The sequence below is a fragment of the Pseudanabaena sp. lw0831 genome (genome assembly GCF_016584665.1).
In the GTDB taxonomy this organism is placed as follows: Bacteria; Cyanobacteriota; Cyanobacteriia; order Pseudanabaenales; family Pseudanabaenaceae; genus Pseudanabaena.
The window spans coordinates 1-25,558 of record NZ_BBJB01000048.1 but is presented as its reverse complement, the minus strand read 5'-3'; the positions used below and the strand labels follow the sequence as shown (position 1 = coordinate 25,558).

Below are 25,558 nucleotides of genomic sequence, written 5' to 3'. Positions count from 1 at the left end.
CCAATCCTCAAAATGGCGTTGCCATTTTGAGGGATTAAAACCCAAAAAGTAAATAGCGGCGCTTTGCGCCGCTATTTACTTTTTGGGTTTTAATTTGCCTAAACTGTAACAGTTATAGGATTTCTATCTAATTTGATTGGAGTCAACTTCTGGTGTTGTAGAAGGTAAAGCTGCATCGCGATCGCTTTTTTCTACAGATGCAATCGGTTTGGATTGATAAAATGACATCGCTCCTACGATAGGAATGGTTGAGGGGCAGCCCTCAGTCTTAAACCAAACCCTTTTGCCTGAATATAAATCTTCAGTAGCAAGACCTTCAGAAACTATACAATGTCTGCGAATATCATGAAGCGCAAAAGCACCCATGTTTTCAGGCAACCCTTTACTTACTATGTCTATATAGCGATTGTTGACATGCAGATCGCGATAGATTCCCTGAGTCACGTTGCGATTGTAGAGATTAGCTGAAGTGCCTACTTTGAGGTTGTATTTGTCAAACATCCAATTAGGAACATAGTAATTGTGTGATTCTCCCGTAGCATTTTTGAACGTGACAATATTGCCAGCAATCTTTTCGACTACTTGGGGAGTTGTCTCATCTAAGTACTCACCCATAGTTTGAGCCTTGACTGATGTGACTGATGTGGTGGAGGCGATCGCGATCGAAAACGCTGTAAAAAGGAAGCTTAGGATAAGTTTTTGCATAGTCTGAAATCTCCAAGGAGTATCTTGTCTTCGATTAGTTTCTACTTCTCTACGATTACAGAATCATGTTTGAGCTAATGCGTGAATTGATTGACTACAGAACAAAACTTATCTATTCAGGAATTAAGCCTAAAATAGTTATCTCCATTTTCGCAAAGCCCCCCAAAGATGAAGGGCGACGCTCCGCGTCACCCTTCATCTTTGGGATTGATGTTAATCAAGCTGTCGATAGCAATATATCGGTGTATGATGTCACGGTTGTTAGAACTTGTGTAGTATTCCTGCTATCAATTACAGACTAATTTACGTCAGTTCAAAGCTACAAATGATTGCGATCGCTGATCGATCGCAATCATTTGTAGTCATTAGTGTCGCGCTTTGCACAATGCTAATGGCTATATCGAACTCAAATTAAACTTAATTTCCACTTAAAAACAGTAAAAAAACAAATATGAGTACAGCAATTTTTATTCAAGACCAAGCAGAATTTGAAACCCTACGCAAACAGACATCTTTACTCGTCGTTGACTGCACCGCAACTTGGTGTGGTCCCTGTAAGGTAATTGCTCCATTTATCGATCAATTGGCGGAAAATTATAGCGATCGCGCTTCAGTGATGAAATTAGACATTGATGGGAATAAACCCTTAGCCAAGGAATTTGGATTAAAGAGTATTCCTGCGGTTCTATTCTTTAAGTCAGGAGAATTAGTAGAAACAATGATCGGAGTCAAGACCTACGCAGAATTTAGTACAACTCTTGAGAAATATCTATAACATCCCTAAATAGTTTATGAGAGTATGACCCAGAGGGTCACACTCTCATAAACTATTTAAGTAGATAGGCATAATTAAAACCCCCAAGTCAAAACCTGTAGCGCACGCTGCGCGTGCACTACAGGTTTTGCGGTTTTATATTTAATTGCACCTAGCTACTTAATCTCATATCGGTATATATTTGACTGGATAGTTTGCATCAGCCGAACCGAGAAATTTTATGAAAATCCTGCATGGTACTTGGATTCCCGATCATAGCAGTGACTTTATCCAAACTGGCAATTTTTATGTTTGGGTAGAGACAACCGAAGCAAAGGCGATCGCCAAACCTAAACGCAAATCGTCCAAAGCCGCAAAAGCATCTGAGGATTTATCCACAAAACATCCTCCTAGTATGGCTGAGCTAGAATTAAAGTCATTTCTCTATAACGATCTTGCCATTAAAGATGATCTTCTACAGGAATCAGCTAATCAGAGATCCAGCAAGGAGCAGATTGTCTTCCCGAAATATTTTTTATTGCCCACAATTGAGAAGCAGCCATTGCCCTCTCTAGAATCAGCAAGATATTTAGAAATTGAGAGTCCTGAAAGTTTTGAGCTAGAGTACTGGCAAATTGACTGTTATCAAGTTACTACGCCTGTCAAAAGCAATGGTTTTAATAATTATCGCAGAGCAATTAACGTTGTCAAATTGCTGAATGACTTACATTTTATTGCGATTAACAATCTTGCTGAGGTGCAATTAGGTTCAGATTTACTGTTTTGGTATCACTACACCCAAGCCTTTAAACAAATTATTCTCAAGGATCAATATATTCCTGCCTTTAAATATCGAGAACTTGAGGTTAAAGCGACAAAATCCACGAAAACCACTGCAAAAACTGCGGCAAAAACTTCTGCGAAACCTAAAAAAGAAACCAATCAAGCGCCAAAATTTGAGATTTATCCAGCTTGGGAGATTGTTTTTGAGAAATATGAAGAAGAGTTACAGCAGTATGTGGAGTATATGTCGCTAGCCTGTGTTTCAGGATTTAGTGAACCTGCGGGACAACTATTATTTAGCGATCGCCGCACCTTGTTACAGCATTTCTCAGAATCATTGCTGCATAATATTATTACCCACACACCATCCACTGCCCAATTTGATAAGCAAGTATTTGATTCTTTACTGCACAAAGGTTTGGATTTTTCTGATGATCGCTTTGGCGATCCAATGATTGCTAATGATGCAGCATTGGAAGAGTACCAACAATGGCAAGCATGGCGACAAAAAATTATTCGCACCCAATCGGATTCTGCTTTTTATCTTTGTTTTCAACTCCAAGCACCTGTAGAAGAGCAAGAACCTTGGCAACTGCTATTTCAAGTTGCTCCTAAACAAGATCCATCGCTGAAATTGCCACTAGCCGATTATTGGACAATGACGGCAGCCAAAAAGAAAGCGATGGAAAAACAATTTGGCAAAGAGTTTGAGCAGAATCTCTTATTAAATCTTGGCTATGCCGCCAGAATTTATAATCCAGTTTGGCAAGGGTTAGAAACCGATCGCCCGATTGGGTTAAGTCTCGATCTTGACCAAGCCTTTGAATTTCTGAAGGAATCAGCTTGGGTTTTAGAAGATGCTGGCTACAAAGTGGTTGTCCCTGCTTTGTGGACTCCTGCGGGACGACGCAGGGCAAAAATAAAACTGAAAGGTTCTAGCAAAAGTGCAGCAAGTTCTAAAACTCAAGCTAAGAGCTACTTTGGTTTCGATCAGCTTGTGGAATATCAGTACGAATTAGCGATCGGTGATGAAAGCATCTCGACTCAGGAATGGGAACAGCTAGTTAATGCGAAAACACCGTTAGTCAAATTTCGCGGCGAATGGATTGAACTTGATCTCGACAAAATGCAGGAGATGCTCACCTTCTGGCAAAAGCAGGGACAAGGCACATCGGCAATGAGTCTGATTGACCTGATGAAGTTAACTGCCACCGATCCTGATTGGGAAGTCGATCGCAACAGCACCCTTGCAGAAATGCTATCAAAGTTACAGGATAAGCAACAATTTGAACCAATTGAGAATCCACCTCAACTAAAGGGAACTCTGCGCGAATATCAAAAACGCGGCGTGGCATGGTTGCAATATTTAGAAAGTCTGGGCTTAAATGGTTGTCTAGCCGATGACATGGGTTTGGGTAAGACTGTTCAGATTATTGCCAGATTGGTGAATGAGCGAGCCGCAATTGGTGAAGATACCGAGCCGACTAAAGCCAAAAAATCAACAAAAACGGCGAAATCCAAGAAAGCTCTTCCTGCCTTTGAAGCGGTGAATGAGATCCCGCCCACGTTACTGATTGCCCCCACTTCCGTTGTCGGTAACTGGCAAAAGGAAATCGAGAAGTTTGCGCCGCACTTACGAGCGATTGTCCATCACGGTAGCGATCGCCTACAAGATGCTTCTGCTTTTCAAGATGTCTATCAAACCCATGATTTGATTATTACTTCCTTCACTCTTATTCGCAAAGATGAAGCTCTATTTAGTGGCATAAACTGGCATCGGATTGTGATTGATGAAGCCCAAAACATCAAAAATCCCAAAGCTGCTCAAACCAAAGCAATCCTTAAACTCGAAGCCAAGCACCGCCTTGCCCTCACAGGTACACCCGTTGAGAATCGTCTGTTAGATTTATGGTCAATTTTTAACTTCCTAAATCCCAACTACTTGGGTAAAGAAGCGCAGTTTAAAAAATCTTTTGAAACACCAATTCAAAAAAATAACGATCAAATTCAAGCAGGTGTATTAAAGAAACTGGTCGAGCCATTTATTCTCAGGCGAATCAAAACCGATCAATCGATCATTAAAGACCTGCCCGATAAAATCGAACAAAAGCTCTATACCAACCTCACCAAGGAACAAGCCTCGCTTTATGAAGTAGTTGTGAGGGATGTGGAAAAACAACTCAATGAAGTTGAAGGAATTCAACGTAAGGGTTTAATTCTTTCGACATTGCTGAAACTTAAGCAAATTTGTAATCATCCGCGTCAATTTTTACAAGATGGTTGTGACTTCACAACCGAGCGATCGCATAAGCTTAGCCGTTTATCCGAGATGATGGAGGAAGTAATTTCCGAAGGAGAAAGCCTGTTAATCTTTACACAATTTACCGAGATTGGTGATGCTCTAGAAAAGTACGTTCGTCAAAAGCTGCATTACAACACCTACTACATTCACGGCGGCACAAATCGCGATAAACGCGAACGTATGATTACCGAGTTCCAAGATCCTGAAACCGAGCCTTCGGTATTTATTCTTTCGCTCAAGGCTGGCGGTGTCGGCATCACCCTCACTAAAGCAAATCACGTCTTCCACTTCGATCGCTGGTGGAATCCCGCCGTTGAAGACCAAGCCACCGATCGCGCCTTTCGGATCGGTCAAAAGAAAAATGTTTTTGTCCATAAATTCATCACCATCGGTTCCCTAGAGGAGCGTATCGATCAAATGATTGAGGACAAAAAGAAACTCGCGGGTGCGATCGTCGGAGCCGATGAGTCTTGGCTCACGGAGCTAGACAACGACAAGTTCAAGCAGCTTATTGCTTTAAATAAGAGTGCGATTATGGATTAAGGAATTAAAAAGGTTTTTATGCGAAAATAAATCAGACTTGCACGACTAAACCAACAATTCACGAGATAGAACTTATGATTGTCCAAATTTCTGAACCCTTGCAAATTCTTGATTCTCTCTATTTAAAAGGCTATCGTAGTAGCTTAATTGATCGCGCTCTTACCAAAATCATCGAGCTAGAAAGAGCAAATACTCTCAAGCAAGCTTCTGAACTTCAATCAAAATTACAGGCTTATGAACTTCAATATCAAATACCTTCAGAGATTTTCTATCAAAGATTTAGTGAGGGTAGTTTAGGTGATGAGATGGATTATTTTGAATGGGGTGTTATTTATGAGCTTTGGCAATCTGTTCAAGAGCGTTTGCAGGTGTTACAGCCAAAAAGACAATAATCATTATGGAAGCTAGTCAATATCTTGAAAATATTAAATCTAGGCTGATTGCCAGCAATGCTATCGCTGCTTTTACAATTATTGAAGAACTAGATTTTGGCGATCGCGGTTATTTTCGAGCAAGGGTTACGCTCAGTAATGATGATTTTTTGGAAATTGCTGAGTATTTTAAAATTACGGAGAATGTTGTTTCAACGACTAGATATCGCTATCAGTGGATGGACTGCGATCGCGCTATCTTACGCAAACGTTGGGATAATGTGCCGCATTTCCCCAATTTGCCTAACTTTCCGCATCATATTCATGTTGAGTCCGAGGAAAATGTTGTTTCAGGTAATTCGTTAAACATTCATGAGCTTTTAGATATTCTCGAACAAGAGATTGAGTTTTGATCGCTTGAGTAAAACTGAAATTTGAAGCCATTGATAATTTTTGATGGCATTGCGATCGCTGCCTCAGTAGCAAATTTTGAGTTTTATCAACCTTTAGGATTAGATTTTAGCTTATAGTTGTTTTTAGCAAATTATCTTTGGAGCTTTTATCGTGAGCGAGTCTTTAGTTGAGGTTACTTTTGCGCTAGATGATCTCAGTTTGGATGAGTATGAACGACAAGAGTTTGCTAAGAAATTGCTGAAGCAGCTACGGGAGCAAGGCGATGCTGAAACTGTAGAGCGTACTGACGATCTAAGCTCTGAAGTAGGCACTAAAGGTGGTATCGATAAACTGGTTGGGGCATTGACGGCTGAGATTAAGTTCGACAAAGTAATTGGCTTTTTTAATTTTGTCGGTGAGAAGTTTGGGGAAAAGCCGATCGAAGTCCATGTGAAGATCGGCGATCGCGAAGTGACGATTAAAGGCAGTGGCGAAAAGGCGATCGCCCAAGCCAAACAAGCGGCTATTGATTTGCAAGCTGCTTTGCGTGGAGATGTTGCCAATGGCTAAGAAGGCTCTACTGATTGGCGTAAGTCAGTATGAGGCGGGTTTGCCACCCCTTGCGGCTGCACCAAAGGATGTGGCGGCGATGTTGCGCGTGTTGCAAAGTCCTGAGCTTGGTGCTTTTGATGATGTCAAGACGCTGATAGATCCTGATTTGGAGGCAATGCAAACGGCGATTGATTTGTTATTTCAAAGCTGTCAAAAGGGCGATTTGGGTTTGCTCTATTTTTCAGGGCATGGGATTACTGACGATAGCGATCGCCTATATCTAGCAACGCGCCGCACGAGTAAGGATACTTTTAAGGCGAATTCCGTTCCCGCTAGTTTTATTCAGGGCATCATGCGCGACCATCACTATCAACGTCAGCAGGTTTTGATTTTGGACTGTTGCTATAGTGGGGCGTTTGCGGAGGGTTGGCTGGCTAAGAGTGTGGATATCAATCTGAAGCCACAGCTTGAGGTGGAGGGGAGTGTGGTGTTGACTTCTTCGACTGCGACGCAAAAATCCTATGAGGATAAGGAGGGGGAACTGTCGCTCTATACAAATTACATTGTGCAGGGGATTGAGTCGGGGGCGGCGGAATCTGATGGGGATGGGATGATCTCGGCGGATGAGTTGCATGAGTATGCTAAGCGTCATGTGCAGTCGGCTAAGCCTGCGATGAAGCCAGAGATTTATGGGATTAGGCAGGGGATTAAGATTCTTTTGTCTAGGGCAAGGGTTGACATGAAACTTGAGTATCGACTTTTAGTGGAAAAATATGTTGAAAATGGGGATGTTTCCATTGTAGGGCAGGAGATTTTAAAGCTGAGGCGAGATCAATGGAGGTTAACTGATGAGATAGCAATTTCCATAGAGAATGAAGTCTTGGAGCCAGATCGCAACCGTCTAAGAAACCTAGAACGCTATCGGAAAGCTCTAAAAAGAGCCGTTCAACAACAGTTCCCATTACCAGAAAAAACTAACCGAGATCTTAAGGATTTGCAAGAAATATTGGGCTTACGAGATGAGGATATTATTGATATTCAAGATGCAGTTACCTATCCTTATGCAGAATTAAAAGAAGGGTTTATTATCGATCAAACAGTTACTAATCCAGATGAAGTACATTTAGATAATGGTGAATTTTTTGCCAACAATGTTTACTCCACTAAAAATTTTAGTTATGAAGTCATTGAAGTTAATCTTAAGGGATTAAAGATTAGTCAGCAACGCAAATATGCTGAGTATTATAGAGAGAAATTAGATGAGAAAACATACTTAGATATGGTGCTTATTCGTTCTACATCGCACGATGTGGGGGATTTATCGCAAAATCAAGGCAATAAATATCATCAAAACAATACCCTGATTCCATCTTTTTGGATGAGTAAGTATCTAGTAACACAATCTCAATGGAAATCTGTAGCAAAATTACCTAAAATCAAATATGAATTAGAACTAGAACCTGCCCGTTTCAAAGGCGGAAGTTTTCCTGTAGAAAGAATCTCTTGGTTAGAGGCAGAAGAGTTTTGCGAAAGAATCTCTAAAAAGACTGGCAAGAAATACCGCCTACCAAGTGAATTTGAGTGGGAATATGCCTGCCGTGCTGGCACAAAAACGCCATATCATTTTGGAGAAACTATTACGCCTGACATAGCTAATTATAGAGATAAAAAGAAAAATTCTCCTGAGCAGACTACACTAGTTGGTTGTTATCGTGTAGCTAATGCTTTTGGTCTCTTCGATATGCACGGCAATGTATGGGAATGGTGTAAAGATATTTGGAATGTTAATCAAGAGTTTAGAAATCTAACTGGAGAAAGTTGTTACCGAGTTATTTGTGGGGGGTCTTGGTTTGATGACAAACACAATTGTCGCTCATCATCTCGTAGACAAGCCGAGCAGGAAAATAAACATGATACTTTAGGATTTAGAGTGGTTATGGACACAAGTTAATTTTTGATGTTGTTTATGACATAAAAACTTTTAAAATGGTTAATTGAAGGGACTAGATTTAGGAATTATCTAATGGCGACCAAAAAAAATGGAAATGGACAAGGACAAACAAATAATGATGATAAAGATGAAGGTATTTTTGCGGTACTAGGTATGGATATTGTCGCTTTTTCGACTCTTAAAAGTAGCGATCAGATGATTCAAGTCATAGACCAACTTCATGAATGGATTGTTGCGGCATTAGATTCTAAGCGTATTCCTAGGCACGAAATTACGTGGAGTCCTGCTGGTGATGGAGGCTATTTAACATTCCAGAAGCCTCACCATTGTAGCTTAGCATTTGAAGTTGCTTTTTTCATTTGTGAAGAAGCAAAAAAAAATCCCAAAAATGGGATGAAGATTCAACTCCGATTTGGCTTACATTCTGGACGAATTAAAAAGAATAAAGATTTTAGCGGTATTGATAACGTTTGGGGAGACGGAATTAATATAACTTCGAGAATACTAGCAATTTCTGCACCATCTCAATTATTAGCATCAAATCAATATATTGAAAACTGCATCAAGAATACTGAAGCTGAAAATGGAGGGCTTATAGTAGGAGATTCTTTTTATCGTACTATGAAACATGGTCAAGAAATTTTAGTCTCGAATCTTCATCGAGGAGACACTTGTTTAAATAAAGATGATGCATCTGCTCTAAGATGGCAATGTATTGGTGGCTTATGGAAAAAAATGAGCCAAGAATACGCTTTTCTAATTCAGGATTCTATAAAATCTAATGATTTCATAGCTGCACTCGCGGCAGGTAAATTGCTTTTGGATTTCGGGTATAAAGATGGGACTTACCTTTTAGATAGCCAGAAAGATCCTGTTAAGGATCTCTGCAACAGGGTTAGCCAGTATGGGAAAAATCGCCCCAAAAATGCCCCTTCTGATGGACTCTTTAGTAAGATGTCTCCTGAAGTACTTAAAAATGTACTCAAGTTTTCATCCCCATTGCTCTTTAAAGCTGGAGATGTGATTTGTGAAGAGAATGATGATTCCGATAGTTGTTTTTTTCCTGTATCTGGAACTATTTATGTTCATCTTCAAGGAGGTAAAAAAATCAGAATTGAAGAAGGGCAAATCATTGGTGAGTTTAGTCTTTGGATACCTGAAATTAAAAGGACTGCAACATTAAAAGCTCATGACGAAGGTTTGTGTCTGAAAATAAATACCGAACAATTTAGAAAACTCTTACCACCAGAGGGAAGCAACTTTACCACAGAAGTATATTCAATAATTAAAAATAGGATCATTAATAATATCCTTGACTCCAAAAGATTCTTCAATAATGCTGATGGTATAAGACATCTGCTTGAGTGCGAAAAATACTATACTGGCACTCAGCTTGATTTGGATAAAAAAACATATATTATTTTTCATGGGAAAGTTGAGATTAAGCCTTGTTCTACTACTTTTGCTGCTATAACAGGCAAAATTGATAAACTAGAAATTTCTGTGGAAGGGCATTTTGGCTCTGAACAAGTAGTTGGAATTGTCGCTGGAACTGACAGAATAGATGGGAAATTTGCGACAGTCTTAACAGAAACAGTTGCAGTTTCAATTTCTCAGGATAAATTAATAGCATTACAAGAAGATTCTAAACAAGAAGATTCTAAATCTTTAAAAAAAATCTGGCAAAATCTATTTACTAGTCGTCTTACAGAGATTTATTTTCCACGGTAACAAGTAGATAATTACAATTTTCAAGTTAAGCTGCTTGTTTACAATACAGAAAAAGAGGAAATAGAACAATGGATCGAGTAGAACGTTATCGCCAAATCGTGCGTACCTTTCTGAAAGAATATGCCCAAGAAAGTGTATCACCTAATGAAAACGTCACTGCTGAATTAGTATTTGACGAAAAACGCGATCGCTACTTATTAGTTCATGTTGGTTGGCAAGGCGCTCGGCGAATTTACGGCTGTCCCATGCAGATTGATATCATTGATAACAAAGTTTGGTTACAACATAACTCTACTGAAATTTTTGTCGATCAAGAACTCATTGCTAAAGGCATACCCGAAAACGACATGGTGCTAGGACTACAATCACCTCGTATCCGTGAACTAGTCGCCGCAAAGAAGAAGAGCAATTCAACATCTCAGCAACCACAAAATGAATATACAAACTTACTGATTGATAAATATCGCAAACAAGGGCTAGAGCTATAATTCACATTAATCATCAAAAAGTAAAACAATGGCAAAACATAGTCGGACATGGTGGGGGCAAAAATTTATTAGCGCCCTCGAATCTTTCACCGATTCAGGTAGACTCCAGCGCGGTCGCGCTTATTCTGGCGATAGTCGTATTCTCCTATTTGATATTACCAAAGGAATTGCCACAGCCACGATTCGCGGTAATGTCAATCCTTATTTTGGAGTCTATAAAGAACCAACGTATGAGACTGAAATTAAAATGACTGCGATCGCCGCTAAAGACTGGACGAAAATCATTGCCAATATGTCCTCAAAGGCAAGCGTGGTCGCCAGATTATTGCTGAATGAAGTTCCTGAAAATATTGAAGATAGTTTTACCGCTGTGGGCAAACAACTACTGCCCTATAGTCGCAAAGATTTTCATACAGAATGCTCCTGTCCAGACTATTCCAATCCTTGTAAACATATTGCTGGGCTATGTTACCGACTGGCTGGTGAGATGGATCAAGATCCGTTTTTGTTATTTGAGATGCGTGGGATATCGAAGGAAGCACTGCAAGCCGAGTTAGCTAAATCGCCTCTCGGTAAAGCTCTTGCTTCAGAACTAGGCGATCGCAATCTTGAACCAGAATCTGCAACCTCTTACTTCACTAGACCACAAAACATCGCTATCGAAGAAGTCCCAACCCTAAAACAATTTTGGCAAGGACAAAAGCGATTGCCACAGTCGATTCCCTTTGCTACTCCTGCAAGTGTGTCTGCGATCGCCATCAAAAAACAAGGCGATAACCCTCCTTTCTGGCAAAAGGACAGTTCATTTATCGAAACGATGGAAATACTTTACGATCGCGTAAAAAACAAAAACGCAGCACTGTTATAGAAACTAGTGCGGCGAGCAGCCCGCAGCACTAGTTTTGGGCTTTATTAGTATCACAGCCTAGATTAAAAAGCCGATCTGACTGTTGACCAACTACGCGACCGATCGCAGTACCAGTTATAGTCAGAACATCCTTGGCAGTTAGATGAATATCAACAGCATTAACATTAGACGGGCTAATCTCTATAGTCTTACCATTAATAAAACTAGAGACGCGCTTGCCATTACCAGTGAGCATCCATAGCTTGACTTCCTTGTCATCTCCACCGCTCGCTAAGTAGCAGCCTTCATCGCTAAACGCTACCGATCGCACGGGCTTGCCATGATGAGCATTTTCCCATCCATCCAGCATTTCACATGGGCGATCGCTTTGTAAGCAAGTCTTCAAATCCCAAATAGCAATATAACCTTGATTATCTCCAGTCGCGAGCAGACTTCTTTTGCGATCGGTAGCTGAAATGCTCTGAATATAATCATCCTGTCCACCCTTTTCTTCCTGTTTACCTAATTTAGGATAGGGAATTACTTTTACGGTATCTTTAACCCAATTCCATAGTACAAGTTGGTTATAGCGACCTGCGATCGCCAATGTACTATCGTCTTTACCGACTAAAGCGATCGAAGTAACCGCAAAATCAAATTTTTTGATTTGACTAGGCTGAGTTGGTGGGTTGGTGAACAAGTTTTGGAGATCCCAGCGCAAGATGGCTCCACTTCCATGACCGCTAAAAAGTGTTCGGGAATCAAGCGTATAAGCTAAGTCAAAAACTCGATCGTCTGACTGATTGCTAAATGTGGCTAAAGGACTCTTACCTATATTGTGAGCATCCCAAATTTGAATTTCACCATTTTCCAATCCTGCCGCCACAAGATCGTTATTAACTGGACGGAAACGAGCTACTCGAATTGCTTTTTGGGCTTCGCCAATAGCTCCCAGATCTTGATTGACCCATGGCAAATAAAAACCTTCTACATCCCATTTACGCATTGTCCGATCATTAGAACTACTAATTCCATATGTACCAGTGCCATCAAACTGTACTGAAGTAACCGCACTTTTATGAGGAGGGAATGGATTGTTAGGATTGAGCCATGATAGCCACCAAGTAGGAATTAGCATCAGCACCATCAAGATCACAGCCAAAATAGTCGGAATTACTGGTTTAATAACCACTTCAATTGCTTGAACTTCGTCAACTGTATTAACTCTAGGGTCTTGCCAGTTAGCTTTGGCAAATAAAATCAATTTCTGGACTTTCATAAACCAAGATCGAGATTTATTGACTTGCAGGCTTAGTTCTGTCTTGCTGAATGGTTCAACTATGGCTTCATTAGGGGAAATCTCAAAGGAAAAATCTGTATAATCACTCGTCTGAACATTTTCGATTTCAAAATCAATTTTTTGTGGCAGATTACTAGCATTATCAGCAATTAAAGTAAATATAGCAGGTGATGATTGCCAAAATTTCCACCACAATTTCCAAGAACGATTGGCGGGAATAGTTTGTTTTTTGGGCGAACAGACAAATTCTAGAGAACCTTTGGGCAATACCTCTAAACTACATTGTGATTCAGAAGACGAGCCATTAGTATGGGAAACAGCTACGGTAAAGGTATAAAGCTGGGAGATCGCGCCACGATCAAAGGGAACTCTACATAAAAATGTGGTTTTAAATTTTGCGCCTGGTTTTAGTGGAAATTGCTGGATACTTCCTTTGGGCATCCATGATTCAGGCAGATCAAGGCAGGTTAAGGTGACATTAGTATTCTGTTTACTAGGATTCCCAATCAAAATCGGAATTTCTATATCTTCAAGGGGAGTAGCTTGGATCTTGTAAAAAGGTGCATCTAAATCCAAGTGCGATCGCCCTGCGCCTTCTTCCAAGATGATTCGCATTACAGCTCGATTTTCTTCGCGCAGTTCAATCGAAAAGGCTTTTACTGTAATATTCATAATGCCAGTGAAACCGGGGATCGGAGTTTCAATAATAGAAACCACAAATTCAACCAAGTCTCCTGGTGGAATCTTCACACTCACATCAGGAGAAACTGTAAACCACTCATAGTCAATAGCTTGAGTATCTGCTCCTGCGGCAACTATATCAATTTGAAAACTGGCAAATTGATTACTATCATTAATGACAACTACTGGGAAAGAATTTTTTTTAGAACCAATTTTAAAATTTAGTTCTTTTTGAGGCATCTCTAAGCCAATTTGATTTGCTGACATCGCCGTGTTTTCCTTGTTTTCTCTTATTAGTATTGCTTGGAATGTGAGTTGCCCAGCACCTCACATTCTACTTATTACGGGCAGCTCTCGAACGACTCAGAATTGATTGCAATGAATTCCCCTGTCCCATTTGGGAAGCGATCGCCATCTTTTTGGCTTCATCCTTTTCTTCCCGAAGTTGACGAAGTTGACTCTTCATACCATTTTGACGTTCAGCAATGGTACTTCCCATTTCTTGAAACACTCTCGCCATTTGACCCAATTCATCTTTGCGCTGAGCAACTGATGTTAATTCCTCAGGATCAAAAGATTCTTCTTCAATTTCCTTGGCAGCCTTCATCAAATCTTTGATTGGACGTAAAAGCCATGACGAAATTGCTAAACCAATCAAAATAGTAGCACCTAGCATAATCACAATAATAACTAGGGTGACTCGGTTATTGGCATCAATCTCTTGCATAAATATCGACTTTGGCACAATAATTCCGACCGACCAATCTAGTTGTAAATCTTTATTCAATTTATGTGTACTAACAATATATTTTTCGCCATTAAACTCAAACTCAACTACTTGAGAATCTTGAAGATTTTGGAATCCACCAAACTGTTTTTGAATGGCAAGCCCAGCATCCTGTAATCGGATATCTTTACTTTGCGAAACTTCAAAACGCTTAGTTATATCACCATTTTTCTCAAAGATTGGCGTTTCAGTCGTAGCTGCTACCAGACTGCCATCACCCTCAGCTAAAAAAACATGCCATTGCTCCGAAGGGCGGGTTTGCAGCATAAACTGCTTAATTTGTTTCAACGAGACGTTGATACCCACTACACCCTGAAGACCGCCACTAGGATTATAGATTGGGGTAGCTTTGGTGGTAGTTAATTCACCGTCAGTAGTACTCACAAAAATCGAACTCCAGATCGCCTTGCCAGACTGTTTAGCCGCAACATACCAAGGGCGGGTTCGATGATCATAGTTTATTTCGGTTTTGACTAGTTTACCTCGTACCCCGTTATTACTGAGTTCATAAGTCGGACGATTAGGACTGACGTTGTCTTCCCGAATTCGCAATAAAAAGCTGGAGTCACCGTTGCGTTCAATACCAACCATGGTTCCACTTTCATTGCCATAAAACAAGATATTTTGCGTATTCAGTTCTCTTAATTTATTAAATATATCTTTCTGAACTTGACTAATATCGTTCGGGTTAACACTGCCGTTGCTAAGGGCAATCGTCATCGCTTGATTAACTCGCACCGACTCTTCTAGATAGGAAGTAATTTGTTGTTCAACGCGAAAATTTAAATTCTCACAAAGTTGACGGGTTAGCTTTTGGACAGCGCGTTCACTACTATTAAATGAAATCCAGCCCGTGAGACCTACTGCCACAGTAATTTGAATGCTAAGGACAATAGGAAGAACTTGTCGAATCGAAGACATAGATAAATAACCTTGGATAATTGTGAATATTTAGCGGCTCTATGCGGTTTTGTCAACCATATTAGTGATACGGCGCTGATCGGTTGCAGATTGAGGATCAAGTTGATTTTGGGGTTGAGGATTTACTAGCATTGCTTTATGCATCTCATATTGCTGAGTAGCGTAGTTAAGAATATTAATACCTAATTCTTGACAATTCCGAATGATTTCCCTAGTCAGAGATTGCTCTGACTGACCACTCCAGATTGATAATAGTTCGCCTAATACGACAATTACACCGCCATTTGTCAGTATTTGAATTGGTTGCTCTGCGATCGCTGCTAAGCTCGGAAAGAGAAATGGCTGGCTACGGAGAGGATGCGTATGCTCTAAATCAGAGAAAGATCGCATTGGTATTTCCATGGGAATGCTACTATGCAAGGAATTAAGTAAATCTTCAGTAGAGGAACTTACTTCGATCGCGATCGCATCTAACTCAGCTTGTAGTTCTGCTTGAAGGCTAGATTGGTCAACCATATTTACATTTGGCTGACCATTAACAAATTGAGTTTGCATGGTTTTTCGCAATTTATTCTTAGCAGCTTCTAATTCATTCTGAATTTCCAATAGATTGGCTAGCTGACTATTCCGAATCGCCGCCTCAATTACAATCACGCCACCGATCGCAGTGTATTCTCGTAAAGCTAATTGTGTAGATTCATTTATAGATATGGCTTGAGCATGGGTTAGATAAACAAGATGGTAAGCGCTAAGATGATTTAGCGTTAGTTCGGCATTAATATCGAGATTACCAATTGGCTCGATTAGGCTCAGGCTAGGGGCAAGACTTGGTAGAGATTGTCCAAGGGAACGGAAATGTTCTGGGATGGTAATCTGTTGATTTTTCTGATTTTGATTTTTCTGATTATAAAAACAGGCGATCCGAATCGAGTGTTGTGGACGAATACGGGCTTGCAATCGGAAGCGCATATCTAGTTGAGATTGGCTAGGTGAAAATACATCCACAGGTTTTTGGACTGTTAATTGTCCTTCCTCGATCGCAAGGCGACAGATCTCAATATCTGTATCAAGGGGTAAGTCAGTCTTCTCATTTACTCGAAAGGTTTCTACCAGTACTTCATTGGCACTAGCTCGCTTGAGTTTAGCGGGATCAACATAACTAAGGACTAGATAAATGGTCTCAATTTCATTATTGTAGGCAGTCGTGGAAATCCGAAAATCAAGAGGCGTTGGCACAATAATAAAATTACCTTGCAGATCGATCGCCATCCCTGGTTGGATCTGCACCCATCGCCCATCGCGAAACTTGGCTGGCAAATCCTCAGGTGCTGCGATCGGGGCAACTCCTAAACCACAGATAATTCCTGGCAAAAATAGGGACTGATACTGTACATTTTGGCGATGCTGGTGATATTCGTGAGCGAGTCGCCATCGTTCGCTATTAATCATCAAGCCATCAGATACCTGTAGCCGTTCAAAGGACTGAATTTCGGGATAAGGGAAGTCGTTCATATAATTTTTTTGTGAAGTTTTTAGCAATTAGCTTTTGGCTTTTGAGGGATAAACTAAGGTTGTCCGCTAAAAGCTAACGGCTAAGTGCTTTTAAGCTTAAATAATCTCTAGATCGTAAGTACAAAAAACAGGTTTCTCACGTTCGATAATCCTATGAATCAAAGGTAAATCAAGGCTATTTTGCAAATTGTTATGAATCCTCACTACAAAATGAAAAGGTCTACCACCGCCCGTCGAGGCATTGTTACCAAGAATGGCTTCACCAATTACAAAGCCTCTACCTGTAATTTCAAAAATGCTAATGTGCTTTTCTGCTTCAGTCAAATGTTCATCAAGGGGCAAGCCAGTAAATAAATGGATATAAAAGCGTAGTCCTCTCCGAGTTCCCCGCCAACGATAGATCTGCATTGCTTGCTTGATCAAATAGCGCTGTCGCTCAACCCCAAGAGTCGGTGCTGTGTCCCAGCCCACCCAATGAGCAAGAAACGGCAACATAGTTTCAGGAGCTAACATCGGATCAAGATAAGCCCAGAGTGTATCCAAAATTTGGACATCAGGTTCGAGCGTTTCTTCAAAGATTTTCAGCATCCTGCCGACAAAGTCAACTTCGCGGTAAGTATCAGGTAAGAAGTCCAGATACAGACTAGACGGACGGATATAAAGATGAAATGTCTCAATCGCAAATAGTTCTAACCTCGGAGAAAATCCAGGATCTGAGTTAGAACTAGCATAACCACCATAAATCTGTAACTGTCCCTGATAGTTAATCGTAAGTGGCTGACCATGGACGATCGCTTCTTGATCCTCAAAAAAGTCTACAGGAACTTGGAAATAGAGAACTGCTTCCATCTCTGCATAGGGCGGCAACTCATTGCCTTCCATACCAATTTGTAGCCAATGGGTTGGGAAGTTCCCTTCTACGCGCAAGTTAGTCAGTAATGTTCGATTACTGGAGTTTCTGAGCTTAACTACTATTTCGCTCGGCTCATTAGGATTAACTAGCAGGTTGCACTTAGATTGCGATCGCCAATTATTAATCCCATTGTCAACACTATTCGACTGTAACAAATTGCTCTGTGAACTACCCAAATTATCAGCACTCGCCAATGTGTCCTGATTAGCATCAGGAGACTTCATCGAAATTAGTTGAATGCTTAGTGCTTGGAGCTTACTTTTTTGAGTCATAGGAGGTGGTGTTTAGATGCTGTCTAACTGACAATATTAATCACATGACTAGAGCGTAACCTTGGACTGCGCCAAGAACAAATCAAGCCCAATGGACCTGGATCAATCATCGGTTGCGGCGCGAGTCTCCTCATCCATTCGCCATTTGCGTAGCGCAACTCAAATAGTTGTACTGTACCTAAAAAGCGCACACCTTGAAAATTTTGTAATAGTTTGACAATATCAGACGGATAAACTGGACGACCAAATTCCCAACCCTGACCACTAACTCCACCTGTAATCGGATTAAGAAAGCGATAGAGCATCACCTTGAGTTGTTGAACAATATCTTGTTGTACCTTTGGATTGCTGTAGGAAGATTCTAGGGCAATCTCAGTTTGGACACATACGCCCACATATTCAGGTTGCTCTAGTTGAATTTGTACACCTAGCATCTTCCGCTCATCGAGATAGGCTAATACTCGATCGCATAATGGCGCGCTCAAGATGAACTGATCTGGAGTCATCCCTTGACCTAAATCAATACTTTCAGTACGGACTCTTGGGACAGTCAGTAATCTAACAATTCCAGCATCTTCTTTACTCTTAGCTGGCGCACAGATCACACGAGCCACAGCACCATCACCTGCGATCAGCGTCAGATATTCAAAATCCGTCTGGGTGATAGCGCGATCGCGAGTTCGGAGCATCTTGGGTACGCGGACTGCTACATCATCAAGGGACTCAGCATCCACGCCATTAGTCGCAGAAATATGGTTGGTTAAGCTTGCTACATAGGGAATGGCACTCTTAGATATTCGCAAACTGCCGCGTTGCACATTGCCTCGAAACCCACCACCCGTGCGATATTTCATCATTTGGATAATCGAACCTCTAGGCGGCACAGCTCCATATTGAGTACCACTGGTTTTTGTATTCATCGCGATCGCTTTAGTTTCATCGGCGACAACCCTTTGCATCGGTTCGCCCTGAATGCGTAGACGCTGCAATGTATGTTGGCTCTGATAATTGGGCGTTTGCACAAAGGGACCAAATTGAATGTTTCCAGAAGTGGAATCAATAATGTAGTGCAGATCGCTTTCTGTGGATTCTGAGAAATCGGCAACTTCATGCCATATTTGCGGCAGTCCTACTGGTGGGGTGACTAGCAAATATTCATCAGATTTGCGCGGTAATACTGGCTGATGCAGTAATTGAAAGACTTGCCCTGATTTACCATTACTCTCACCCACCACTTCATTCGTTATTGCATTACATTGAGTTGCTTTGACCGTCCCACCGATCGCCCTTGCGCTCATGCCAATAATGTGTGGCGCTCGACTATAACCTGCTTGATTAGGGGTTGGCTCGACGTAGCTACAGCGCAGCCACCGTCCCCGATAGGTAGAAAACTGGGTCACATCCCAAGTCAGTGGCAAATGAAAAATCACCTCAGCTCCCTGCAAAGGATTTGTGCCTTCATCAGCTAATTCGCTAAAGCTAAATCCCCTCGTGCGATCGTCACTTTCTTTTTGGAGTACAGGTTGCCATGCATTGCCATTCCATGCTTCCCAAAACCGAGGCGGGTTATTGGGGCTAATCCCTGTAGTTGTGGCTGACTCTCCCTTGAACTTCAGGGCTATCACATTGCCATTAATCGGTTGCTCTCCATCAAAGACCACATAAAAGCAATTATTCGGTTGTGGCGGATCGCTAAACAGAGCTATTTCCTGTCCTGACCACCCTTCCTCGCGATCCTCTGTCCATACATCTAAAAGCAGATCGCGTAGGAATTCAGGATTCTCTTCGGATCTAGGTGCAGCTAATAGGTTCAAAATTCTTGGATTGCCAATCACCAATGGCTGATCGGTACTGAATATGATTGCATCTTCAGTTTCTGTCCGCAGCGTAGCGACCTCAATCCCCGCAGGAATTGTATAGGGTTCAGGTAAAGAAGCGCTCAGATAAAAAGTTACTTCAGTTTGGGCGGGGGCAGGTGGCTGTAAGTGAATACCAAGTAATTCTAAAAAAGCAACATAGTTGCGGCGCGGCACTTGGTTAAACCGCATCAACATCTGATCGGTTAGCCATGCAAATAGCTCGATCAGAGTTACACCTGGATCGCTAGGATTGTAATTTGTCCATTCTGGACAGTAGCGTGGAATCCTGAGCAGACACTCATTCACCAATTCTTCAAAGGTGCGATCGTCAAGATCAGATTTTGGCAAATTGGGAAGAAAATCAAACTCTTTCGTCATTACACAGTGCTCTTAGGTGAATTTGGCGATTAGGCGATTATTCAAATTTTACTAGCTATCTTTACCCTTCGCTATGAAATATCAAATTATTTTAAGTAGCTAATCATAAAACCAAAATCTGTACCGCCTGCGCAGCGGGCGGTACAGATTTTGGTTTTATTAATTACTATCTGGTGGCAGTAAATAAAACGGATAAACCATGTTGCGACGATCATTGTTCTCCTTGATCTGATACTGGATCTTGAGATCTAACCGTCCTTTAATCGGATCAGGCTCCGCATAGACCCCCGTAACCTTGATTCGAGGCTCCCACCTATTTAATGCTTCCTCAACATAAATTCTGGCTAGCAAAATCGTCTGTGGATTCATCGGCGCAAAAGTGAGATCCGATAGGCGACAACCAAAATTTGGACGATATACGCGCTCTCCCAATTTCGTATTCAAAATCGTGGAGATTGACTCCTCTAAATTGCGATCGCCGCTATCAGTTTTTAGTTCACCCTGAATATTAATCCGCAAGGGAAATGAAATCCCTCTACCAAGATAATCGCGATCTAAACTACTCATGGAATTTGTCCCGTTACTTGTCCAGCAAAATTAATTGAAATCACCCCACCCCAAGCACACATACATTTTGAAGAGTTATTAAGAGCAGGAAAGTTATTGATTAGCACAGTTGGACAACCTGGAACCCAAGGCGCTACGGTTACAGGGATACAAGGCATAGGGGTAAGCACTCCTAAAGCTGCTGCTGTAGCGGCGATCACCATCGGATTAGCAGGTGAGCTACACATACCAAATGGGGGGATATTTGCGATCGGCGCAAAATCCATAATTGACGCGGCAAGAGGACCTCCCGTCATGACAGGCATCCCTTTAGGAATCACAATCAATGAACTTGGTGCAACTCCAAAACTACATTGAAGCATTGCGCCCATAACAACTTGTTGTCCCATACCTTATCTCCTCTAATTTTTAATATTACAGCGCCTTGCGATGGAGGAAACTCTAATTCTTGAATAATTGTGATGAGCGGCTTTGCCACTCACCACAATTATTCAGTGGGCAATTAATTAATCTTAACTAAACTACCTTTAATAACAGCTATCCCACTTGCATCCACATTAACTAACCCGCCTTTAATTGTATTAGCCCCAGTCGCCTCAACATTGATCACGGGCGCTTCCATTTTTGCTGACCCCGTACCTTTTATCTGTACTTGCACTCCTTCAATCACTATGCCAGTGGCAGAAAGCACTATTTTGCTACTACCCACTTTAAGGGTAATGTTGGTTGTTGCCGTTAAGGTCATATTAGCCGCATCAATCGTTAGATCTTTAGTAGTACCACTTGTTCCAGTTTTAACTGTAATATCTCCTGTAGAAGTTAGGCTAATTACCTTACTGCTATCATCAGCCCGAAATTTGTGCCCACCAGTTGTTTCTAGCTCAGCAAACTGATCGCTGTCATTTAATCGCAGATTATGACCACCGATTGTGTTTAGGTACACACCTTTTTTGGTACCTTTATCTTCTTCAACAAATTGTAATTGATGCCCAACACGAGTTTTAAACGTACGCAAGCGTACTTTACCTTCGGCTACGCTGTCAGTGACCAAGGCTGGGGGAGCATCAGTACCATTCCAGACACCACCAATCACATAGGGTCGATGGATATCACCATGCTCAAAGGCGACTAAAACTTCATCATTGACTTCCGGCAAACAGTCAAAGCCTCTACTCGCACCTGCACCTACACCAACGACCCTAGCCCAATTGCTCTCATGCGCTTCTGTGAGCGTAGGAAACTTGACTCTGACTCGTCCCCATTTTTTGGGATCGCTGTTATTACTCACTATCCCCACCAACATCGTTTGCCCTGGTTGCAGATGAGTCTTTGATGACAACATGGAGTACAAATCTCCGCCGCGTAGACCTCGGACGCTGAAATGTGTGGTGTATTTCTGATTCTGGAATAAGTGATGCGTTTCGGTAACATAATAACTACCGCTATAGTCACCCATATCAGTTAGATTTACTACCTTACCTGCCCTGATCAGAGGGTTACCAGTGCCTTTCGCGTCAGCATTGACAAATTCGCCACCTAATTCATCACATAGAGATTGGGCGATCTTGTCAGCTTCACTAGTGCTAAAAACTGGCTGATCGACAACAATCATTTTGGGGCTACCACTAAATTTAGTACTAGATGCACTACCTTTGCCGCTAGCATTAGTGGTAATTGCTGTTTCAGTTGATGCTGTAGAGACAATGGCTGTTTTGGTCGTATAGTTCCAACCTCTAACTTCAACAGAGCTAACTTGTTCGGAACCAGTAACACGAACTCGAAAACTATAAAGATCTTTTAACCACTTAAGCGATAATTCCAGCCCTTTTGTGGATTTACGAAAATTCAACTTTCCATCTTGCACATATAACTCAAAGCCATTGCGAGCAGCCCGTTCTTGCAAAAACTCCATATTAGTCTGGTTTTCTTGAAAAACATATTCATGGACGACAGTAGTCGCAGTTACAGTCCCTGCCGTAATACCAGCTTCACCAATTATTTGGGTTACTAGATCGCTATCTGTCACGTTTTGAAAAGAACGATTGTAACGTCCTTTATGTAAGCGATGAGAAATGTCGTAGCCACGAATGGTGATCGGAGCTTTGGATTCTTCAGTAAAATCAGCTTCTATCGCGGTAATTTCTCCTTCTAAGACATATGCATTCGATGCTTCGTCAAAATCGGGATCTTCTGTGGTACTGGAGGTAAATCCAATTTTGATTTTTTTCCCGATCGCAAATTTACTCATATGCGTCCAAGGTGCAGCGGCGTTACCAGCGAAGTAATTATTGCTAATGATCAGGGTAAACATGCCTAGTTGATGCAGGCTTTCTTCAGCAGATACTTGCAAAATATCGGCAATCAAATCTTCGGAAGCGGGAGTTCCATCAATTGCAAGGGAAAACTGGGATCTATATGTTGCTGGCATCGGTAATTCTGGTTAGTAATAAAAAATGTCGTTGGAAATATTTCAAATGTCATTAACTAAATGTCATCAACTTCTTGAAGATCGATGCTTACCTTTGCTCTGACAGGTGTACCATCGGCAAGAAACATTGTAAGCTCATAGCTAATACTGGTGACAACACATTTCATATAATTTTCTCCCCAAGCAAATATATATACGGGTGGTCGTTTTAATGCTCCTGCAATTTCTGTGGATTTAATGATCGGCGAAATTAGGGTGAGAACACTTGTCTTGGTTGCGTATTCGTAAGTATCAAACCATAAATTTGATAATTTCAAAGTTTCCGCACCTCGATTGGAGTAAGAAACTTTTGGGAAACCTGCTGTGGTATATGCACCTGCTTCTACTGTCCAATTAACTGTTCGCGCAAACGTCAGGCTGTCGGGGTTAAATTGAAAATTGATGGCTACTGCACCTGCGTCGGTGGTGGTGAGCATTGCTTTAACGAGTGTCATAATCTGTTTTCCTAAAAGTTTCTAAAAAAGTATCAAGAGGCTTGATTAAAGCTTTGAATTACCAAGGTAATCTTCCTTGATATCTAGCTCCTTGTCGTTCTTTTTCTATTTCTAAACGTTGCTTTAACAAAATATATATTTCTTGAGCAAGGGTTTCAAGATTTTTGTCGAAGTTTTCTGCGCCCTGATTTGGCTGATCTTGTCGAGTTTCAACAGAGACGGTTGCTTCTGGGAATGTGTCATAGGTGAGTTCACGTTGAACTGTATTAGATTGAGTTTTGGTGATTTTGTTTGGGTTTCCTTTCTGTAGTCCTTTTGGTGTGATGTATAGGTCTTGATCGTTAGCGTTATCTGTATAGTTGGGATCTGGCGATCGCTGAATGGTTGCAGGTTTAGTTGCAAGAGAACTGCGATCGCTAGTTTTTTGGCTGTTCAGTGAACTTGCAGATGAATTATTAGAACTTGGAGGCGGTGGCAAGTTAGCCAGTAACTCCGCTATATTTGCCCAACCTGAAGAATCAGTTTGATTGCTATCAGGATTTTGTTCTTGTTTGGGCTGAATTATTTTGGATAAGTTATTGGATAAGTCGTTTTGGCTAGGGCGATCAGTTTGGGCTAAATTAATTGGTAATTGGTAATTGGTAATTGATTCAGGGCGATCAGCTTGTGATCGCTGTACGGTTTGCGGTGGTGTCAGCGCCGAAAAATTGCCCAAGTATTCTGTCTGAGCAATATTTTCAATGACTTTGGGTAATTTTAGATCGGCGGTATTACTAGGATCTGTCATCATTTGAATAACTGTTTGATTCTCAGTTTTGCCTACAGGATTTTCATGATTGCTCGAATCAACTTTTCTCTGAATCAATTGGCTGCGATCGCTATTTACAAACTCACTATTATTTAAAGTATCACCTTGTAAAAGATTACTATTTACAATTTGTCTCTGTATCTCACTTTGAGGAGCTTGTGTAATATTGTCAGCTTCTATTTGTGTGTCACTATCCAAAACAGGCAAATCAGAAAACTTTTGAATTTGTTGAGTGAGATCGCCTTGCAAAATATCACTAACAACCGAAACGTCAGATTGTCTCTGTATCTCACTTTGAGAAGATTGTGTAATGTTGTCAGATTCTCGTTGGATATTGCGATCGCCTTGGACAACATTAGAAATATCAGCTTGAGGAGATTCTAACTCTGTTAAAGATTCTCTTTGAACATTACGATCGCCTTGCGAAACATTAGAAATATCAGCTTGTCTCTGTATATCAGTTTGAGAAGATTCTAACTCTGTTAAAGATTCTCGCTGAATATTGAGATCGCCCTGTGAAACATTAGAAATATCAGCTTGAGGAGATTCTACATTAGTTAAAATTTCGCGCTGAATATTGAGATCGCCCCGCGAAACATTAGAAATATCAGCTTGTCTCTGTATATCAATTTGAGGAGATTCTAGATCAGTTAAAGTTTCTCTTTGAATATTGCGATCGCCTTGCGAAACATTAGAAATATCAGCTTGTCTCTGTATATCAGTTTGAGGAGATTCTAGATCAGTTAAAGTTTCTCTTTGAATATTGCGATCACCTTGCACAACATTAGGAATATCAGCTTGCCTCTGTATATCAGCTTGAGGCGATTGTGAAATATCTACATCGGTTAAAGATTCGCTTTGAATATTGCGATCGCCTTGGACAACATTAGAAATATCAGCTTGAGGAGATTCTACATCGGTTAAAGATTCGCTTTGAATATTGCGATCGCCTTGCGAAAAATTAGAAATATCAGCTTGTCTCTGTATATCAGTTTCAGTCGATTGTGTAATATCTACATCGGTTAAAGATTCGCGCTGAATATTGCGATCGCCTTCTGAAATATTGTCTGCAACTGAAATATCAGATGGTCTCTGGATATCACTTTGAGGAGATTGTGTAATGTTGTCAGATTCTCTCTGGATATTGCGCTCGCTTTGCACAACATTAGGCATATCAGCTTGAGGCGATTGTGAAATATCTACATCGGTTAAAGATTC

General features: G+C 41.1%; 21 protein-coding genes. 10 read left to right on the top strand and 11 right to left on the bottom strand.

Going from position 1 to position 25,558, the window contains the following annotated elements; all coding sequences use genetic code 11:
• Window positions 1-123 precede the first annotated feature (123 nt).
• On the bottom strand, window positions 124-705 hold the full coding sequence (locus APA_RS08395) for a hypothetical protein (RefSeq protein ID WP_201321841.1): 582 nt from the start codon (window positions 703-705) through the stop codon (window positions 124-126).
• A 65-nt stretch (window positions 706-770) separates the two neighbouring features.
• Here APA_RS08395 and APA_RS08390 point away from each other — a divergent pair, with 65 nt between their 5' ends.
• The 10 genes from APA_RS08390 to APA_RS08345 all read left to right on the top strand — a co-directional run bounded on the left by APA_RS08390 (window position 771) and on the right by APA_RS08345 (window position 11,441).
• Window positions 771-1,007: a hypothetical protein gene (locus APA_RS08390; RefSeq protein WP_201321840.1), complete on the top strand. Its 237-nt coding sequence runs from the start codon at window positions 771-773 to the stop codon at window positions 1,005-1,007.
• A gap of 149 nt (window positions 1,008-1,156) precedes the next feature.
• Window positions 1,157-1,480 (top strand): co-chaperone YbbN, encoded by a 324-nt coding sequence (locus APA_RS08385; protein WP_201321839.1) that lies wholly within the window; start codon window positions 1,157-1,159, stop codon window positions 1,478-1,480.
• Between the two features lie 220 nt (window positions 1,481-1,700).
• On the top strand, window positions 1,701-5,087 hold the full coding sequence (locus APA_RS08380) for a DEAD/DEAH box helicase (RefSeq protein WP_201321838.1): 3,387 nt from the start codon (window positions 1,701-1,703) through the stop codon (window positions 5,085-5,087).
• 74 nt (window positions 5,088-5,161) lie between these two features.
• On the top strand, window positions 5,162-5,479 hold the full coding sequence (locus tag APA_RS08375; protein WP_201321837.1) for a hypothetical protein: 318 nt from the start codon (window positions 5,162-5,164) through the stop codon (window positions 5,477-5,479).
• A 5-nt stretch (window positions 5,480-5,484) separates the two neighbouring features.
• Window positions 5,485-5,871 carry a DUF6516 family protein gene (locus tag APA_RS08370; RefSeq protein ID WP_201321836.1) on the top strand — a complete coding sequence of 129 codons (387 nt, stop codon included), beginning with the start codon at window positions 5,485-5,487 and terminating at the stop codon, window positions 5,869-5,871.
• Between the two features lie 151 nt (window positions 5,872-6,022).
• Window positions 6,023-6,421, top strand: a complete 399-nt coding sequence (locus APA_RS08365) for a hypothetical protein (RefSeq protein WP_201321835.1) — start codon at window positions 6,023-6,025, stop codon at window positions 6,419-6,421.
• Window positions 6,414-8,354: an SUMF1/EgtB/PvdO family nonheme iron enzyme gene (locus APA_RS08360; protein ID WP_201321834.1), complete on the top strand. Its 1,941-nt coding sequence runs from the start codon at window positions 6,414-6,416 to the stop codon at window positions 8,352-8,354. Before APA_RS08365 ends, APA_RS08360 begins: the two co-directional genes overlap by 8 nt.
• A gap of 72 nt (window positions 8,355-8,426) precedes the next feature.
• A complete protein-coding gene (locus APA_RS08355) occupies window positions 8,427-10,085 on the top strand; it encodes a cyclic nucleotide-binding domain-containing protein (RefSeq protein WP_201321833.1) in 1,659 nt (552 codons plus the stop codon).
• Between the two features lie 68 nt (window positions 10,086-10,153).
• Window positions 10,154-10,573, top strand: a complete 420-nt coding sequence (locus APA_RS08350) for a XisI protein (RefSeq protein WP_201321832.1) — start codon at window positions 10,154-10,156, stop codon at window positions 10,571-10,573.
• Window positions 10,574-10,601: 28 nt separating this feature from the next.
• A complete protein-coding gene (locus tag APA_RS08345; RefSeq protein WP_201321831.1) occupies window positions 10,602-11,441 on the top strand; it encodes an SWIM zinc finger family protein in 840 nt (279 codons plus the stop codon).
• Between the two features lie 28 nt (window positions 11,442-11,469).
• Here APA_RS08345 and APA_RS08340 read toward each other — a convergent pair whose 3' ends face one another.
• The 10 genes from APA_RS08340 to APA_RS08295 all read right to left on the bottom strand — a co-directional run.
• Entirely contained in the window at window positions 11,470-13,668 is a 2,199-nt protein-coding gene (locus APA_RS08340) for a hypothetical protein (RefSeq protein WP_201321830.1), read from the bottom strand.
• A 67-nt stretch (window positions 13,669-13,735) separates the two neighbouring features.
• Complete coding sequence (locus APA_RS08335; RefSeq protein WP_201321829.1) at window positions 13,736-15,109, bottom strand: cache domain-containing protein; 1,374 nt, start codon at window positions 15,107-15,109, stop codon at window positions 13,736-13,738.
• Between the two features lie 39 nt (window positions 15,110-15,148).
• Entirely contained in the window at window positions 15,149-16,621 is a 1,473-nt protein-coding gene (locus APA_RS08330) for a hypothetical protein (protein WP_201321828.1), read from the bottom strand.
• A 96-nt stretch (window positions 16,622-16,717) separates the two neighbouring features.
• A complete protein-coding gene (locus tag APA_RS08325) occupies window positions 16,718-17,806 on the bottom strand; it encodes a phage tail protein (protein WP_201321827.1) in 1,089 nt (362 codons plus the stop codon).
• 23 nt (window positions 17,807-17,829) lie between these two features.
• Window positions 17,830-20,043, bottom strand: coding sequence for a putative baseplate assembly protein (locus tag APA_RS08320; RefSeq protein ID WP_201321826.1), 2,214 nt, complete (start codon window positions 20,041-20,043; stop codon window positions 17,830-17,832).
• A gap of 159 nt (window positions 20,044-20,202) precedes the next feature.
• Entirely contained in the window at window positions 20,203-20,610 is a 408-nt protein-coding gene (locus tag APA_RS08315; protein WP_201321825.1) for a GPW/gp25 family protein, read from the bottom strand.
• Window positions 20,607-20,999, bottom strand: coding sequence for a DUF4280 domain-containing protein (locus APA_RS08310; RefSeq protein WP_201321824.1), 393 nt, complete (start codon window positions 20,997-20,999; stop codon window positions 20,607-20,609). The genes APA_RS08315 and APA_RS08310 overlap by 4 nt, the downstream gene beginning before the upstream one ends.
• A 113-nt stretch (window positions 21,000-21,112) precedes the next feature.
• Window positions 21,113-23,038, bottom strand: coding sequence for a VgrG-related protein (locus tag APA_RS08305; RefSeq protein ID WP_201321823.1), 1,926 nt, complete (start codon window positions 23,036-23,038; stop codon window positions 21,113-21,115).
• A 56-nt stretch (window positions 23,039-23,094) separates the two neighbouring features.
• Entirely contained in the window at window positions 23,095-23,532 is a 438-nt protein-coding gene (locus APA_RS08300) for a hypothetical protein (RefSeq protein ID WP_201321822.1), read from the bottom strand.
• A gap of 58 nt (window positions 23,533-23,590) precedes the next feature.
• A partial coding sequence (locus APA_RS08295; protein WP_201321821.1) for a hypothetical protein occupies window positions 23,591-25,558 on the bottom strand: 1,968 nt, incomplete at its 5' end.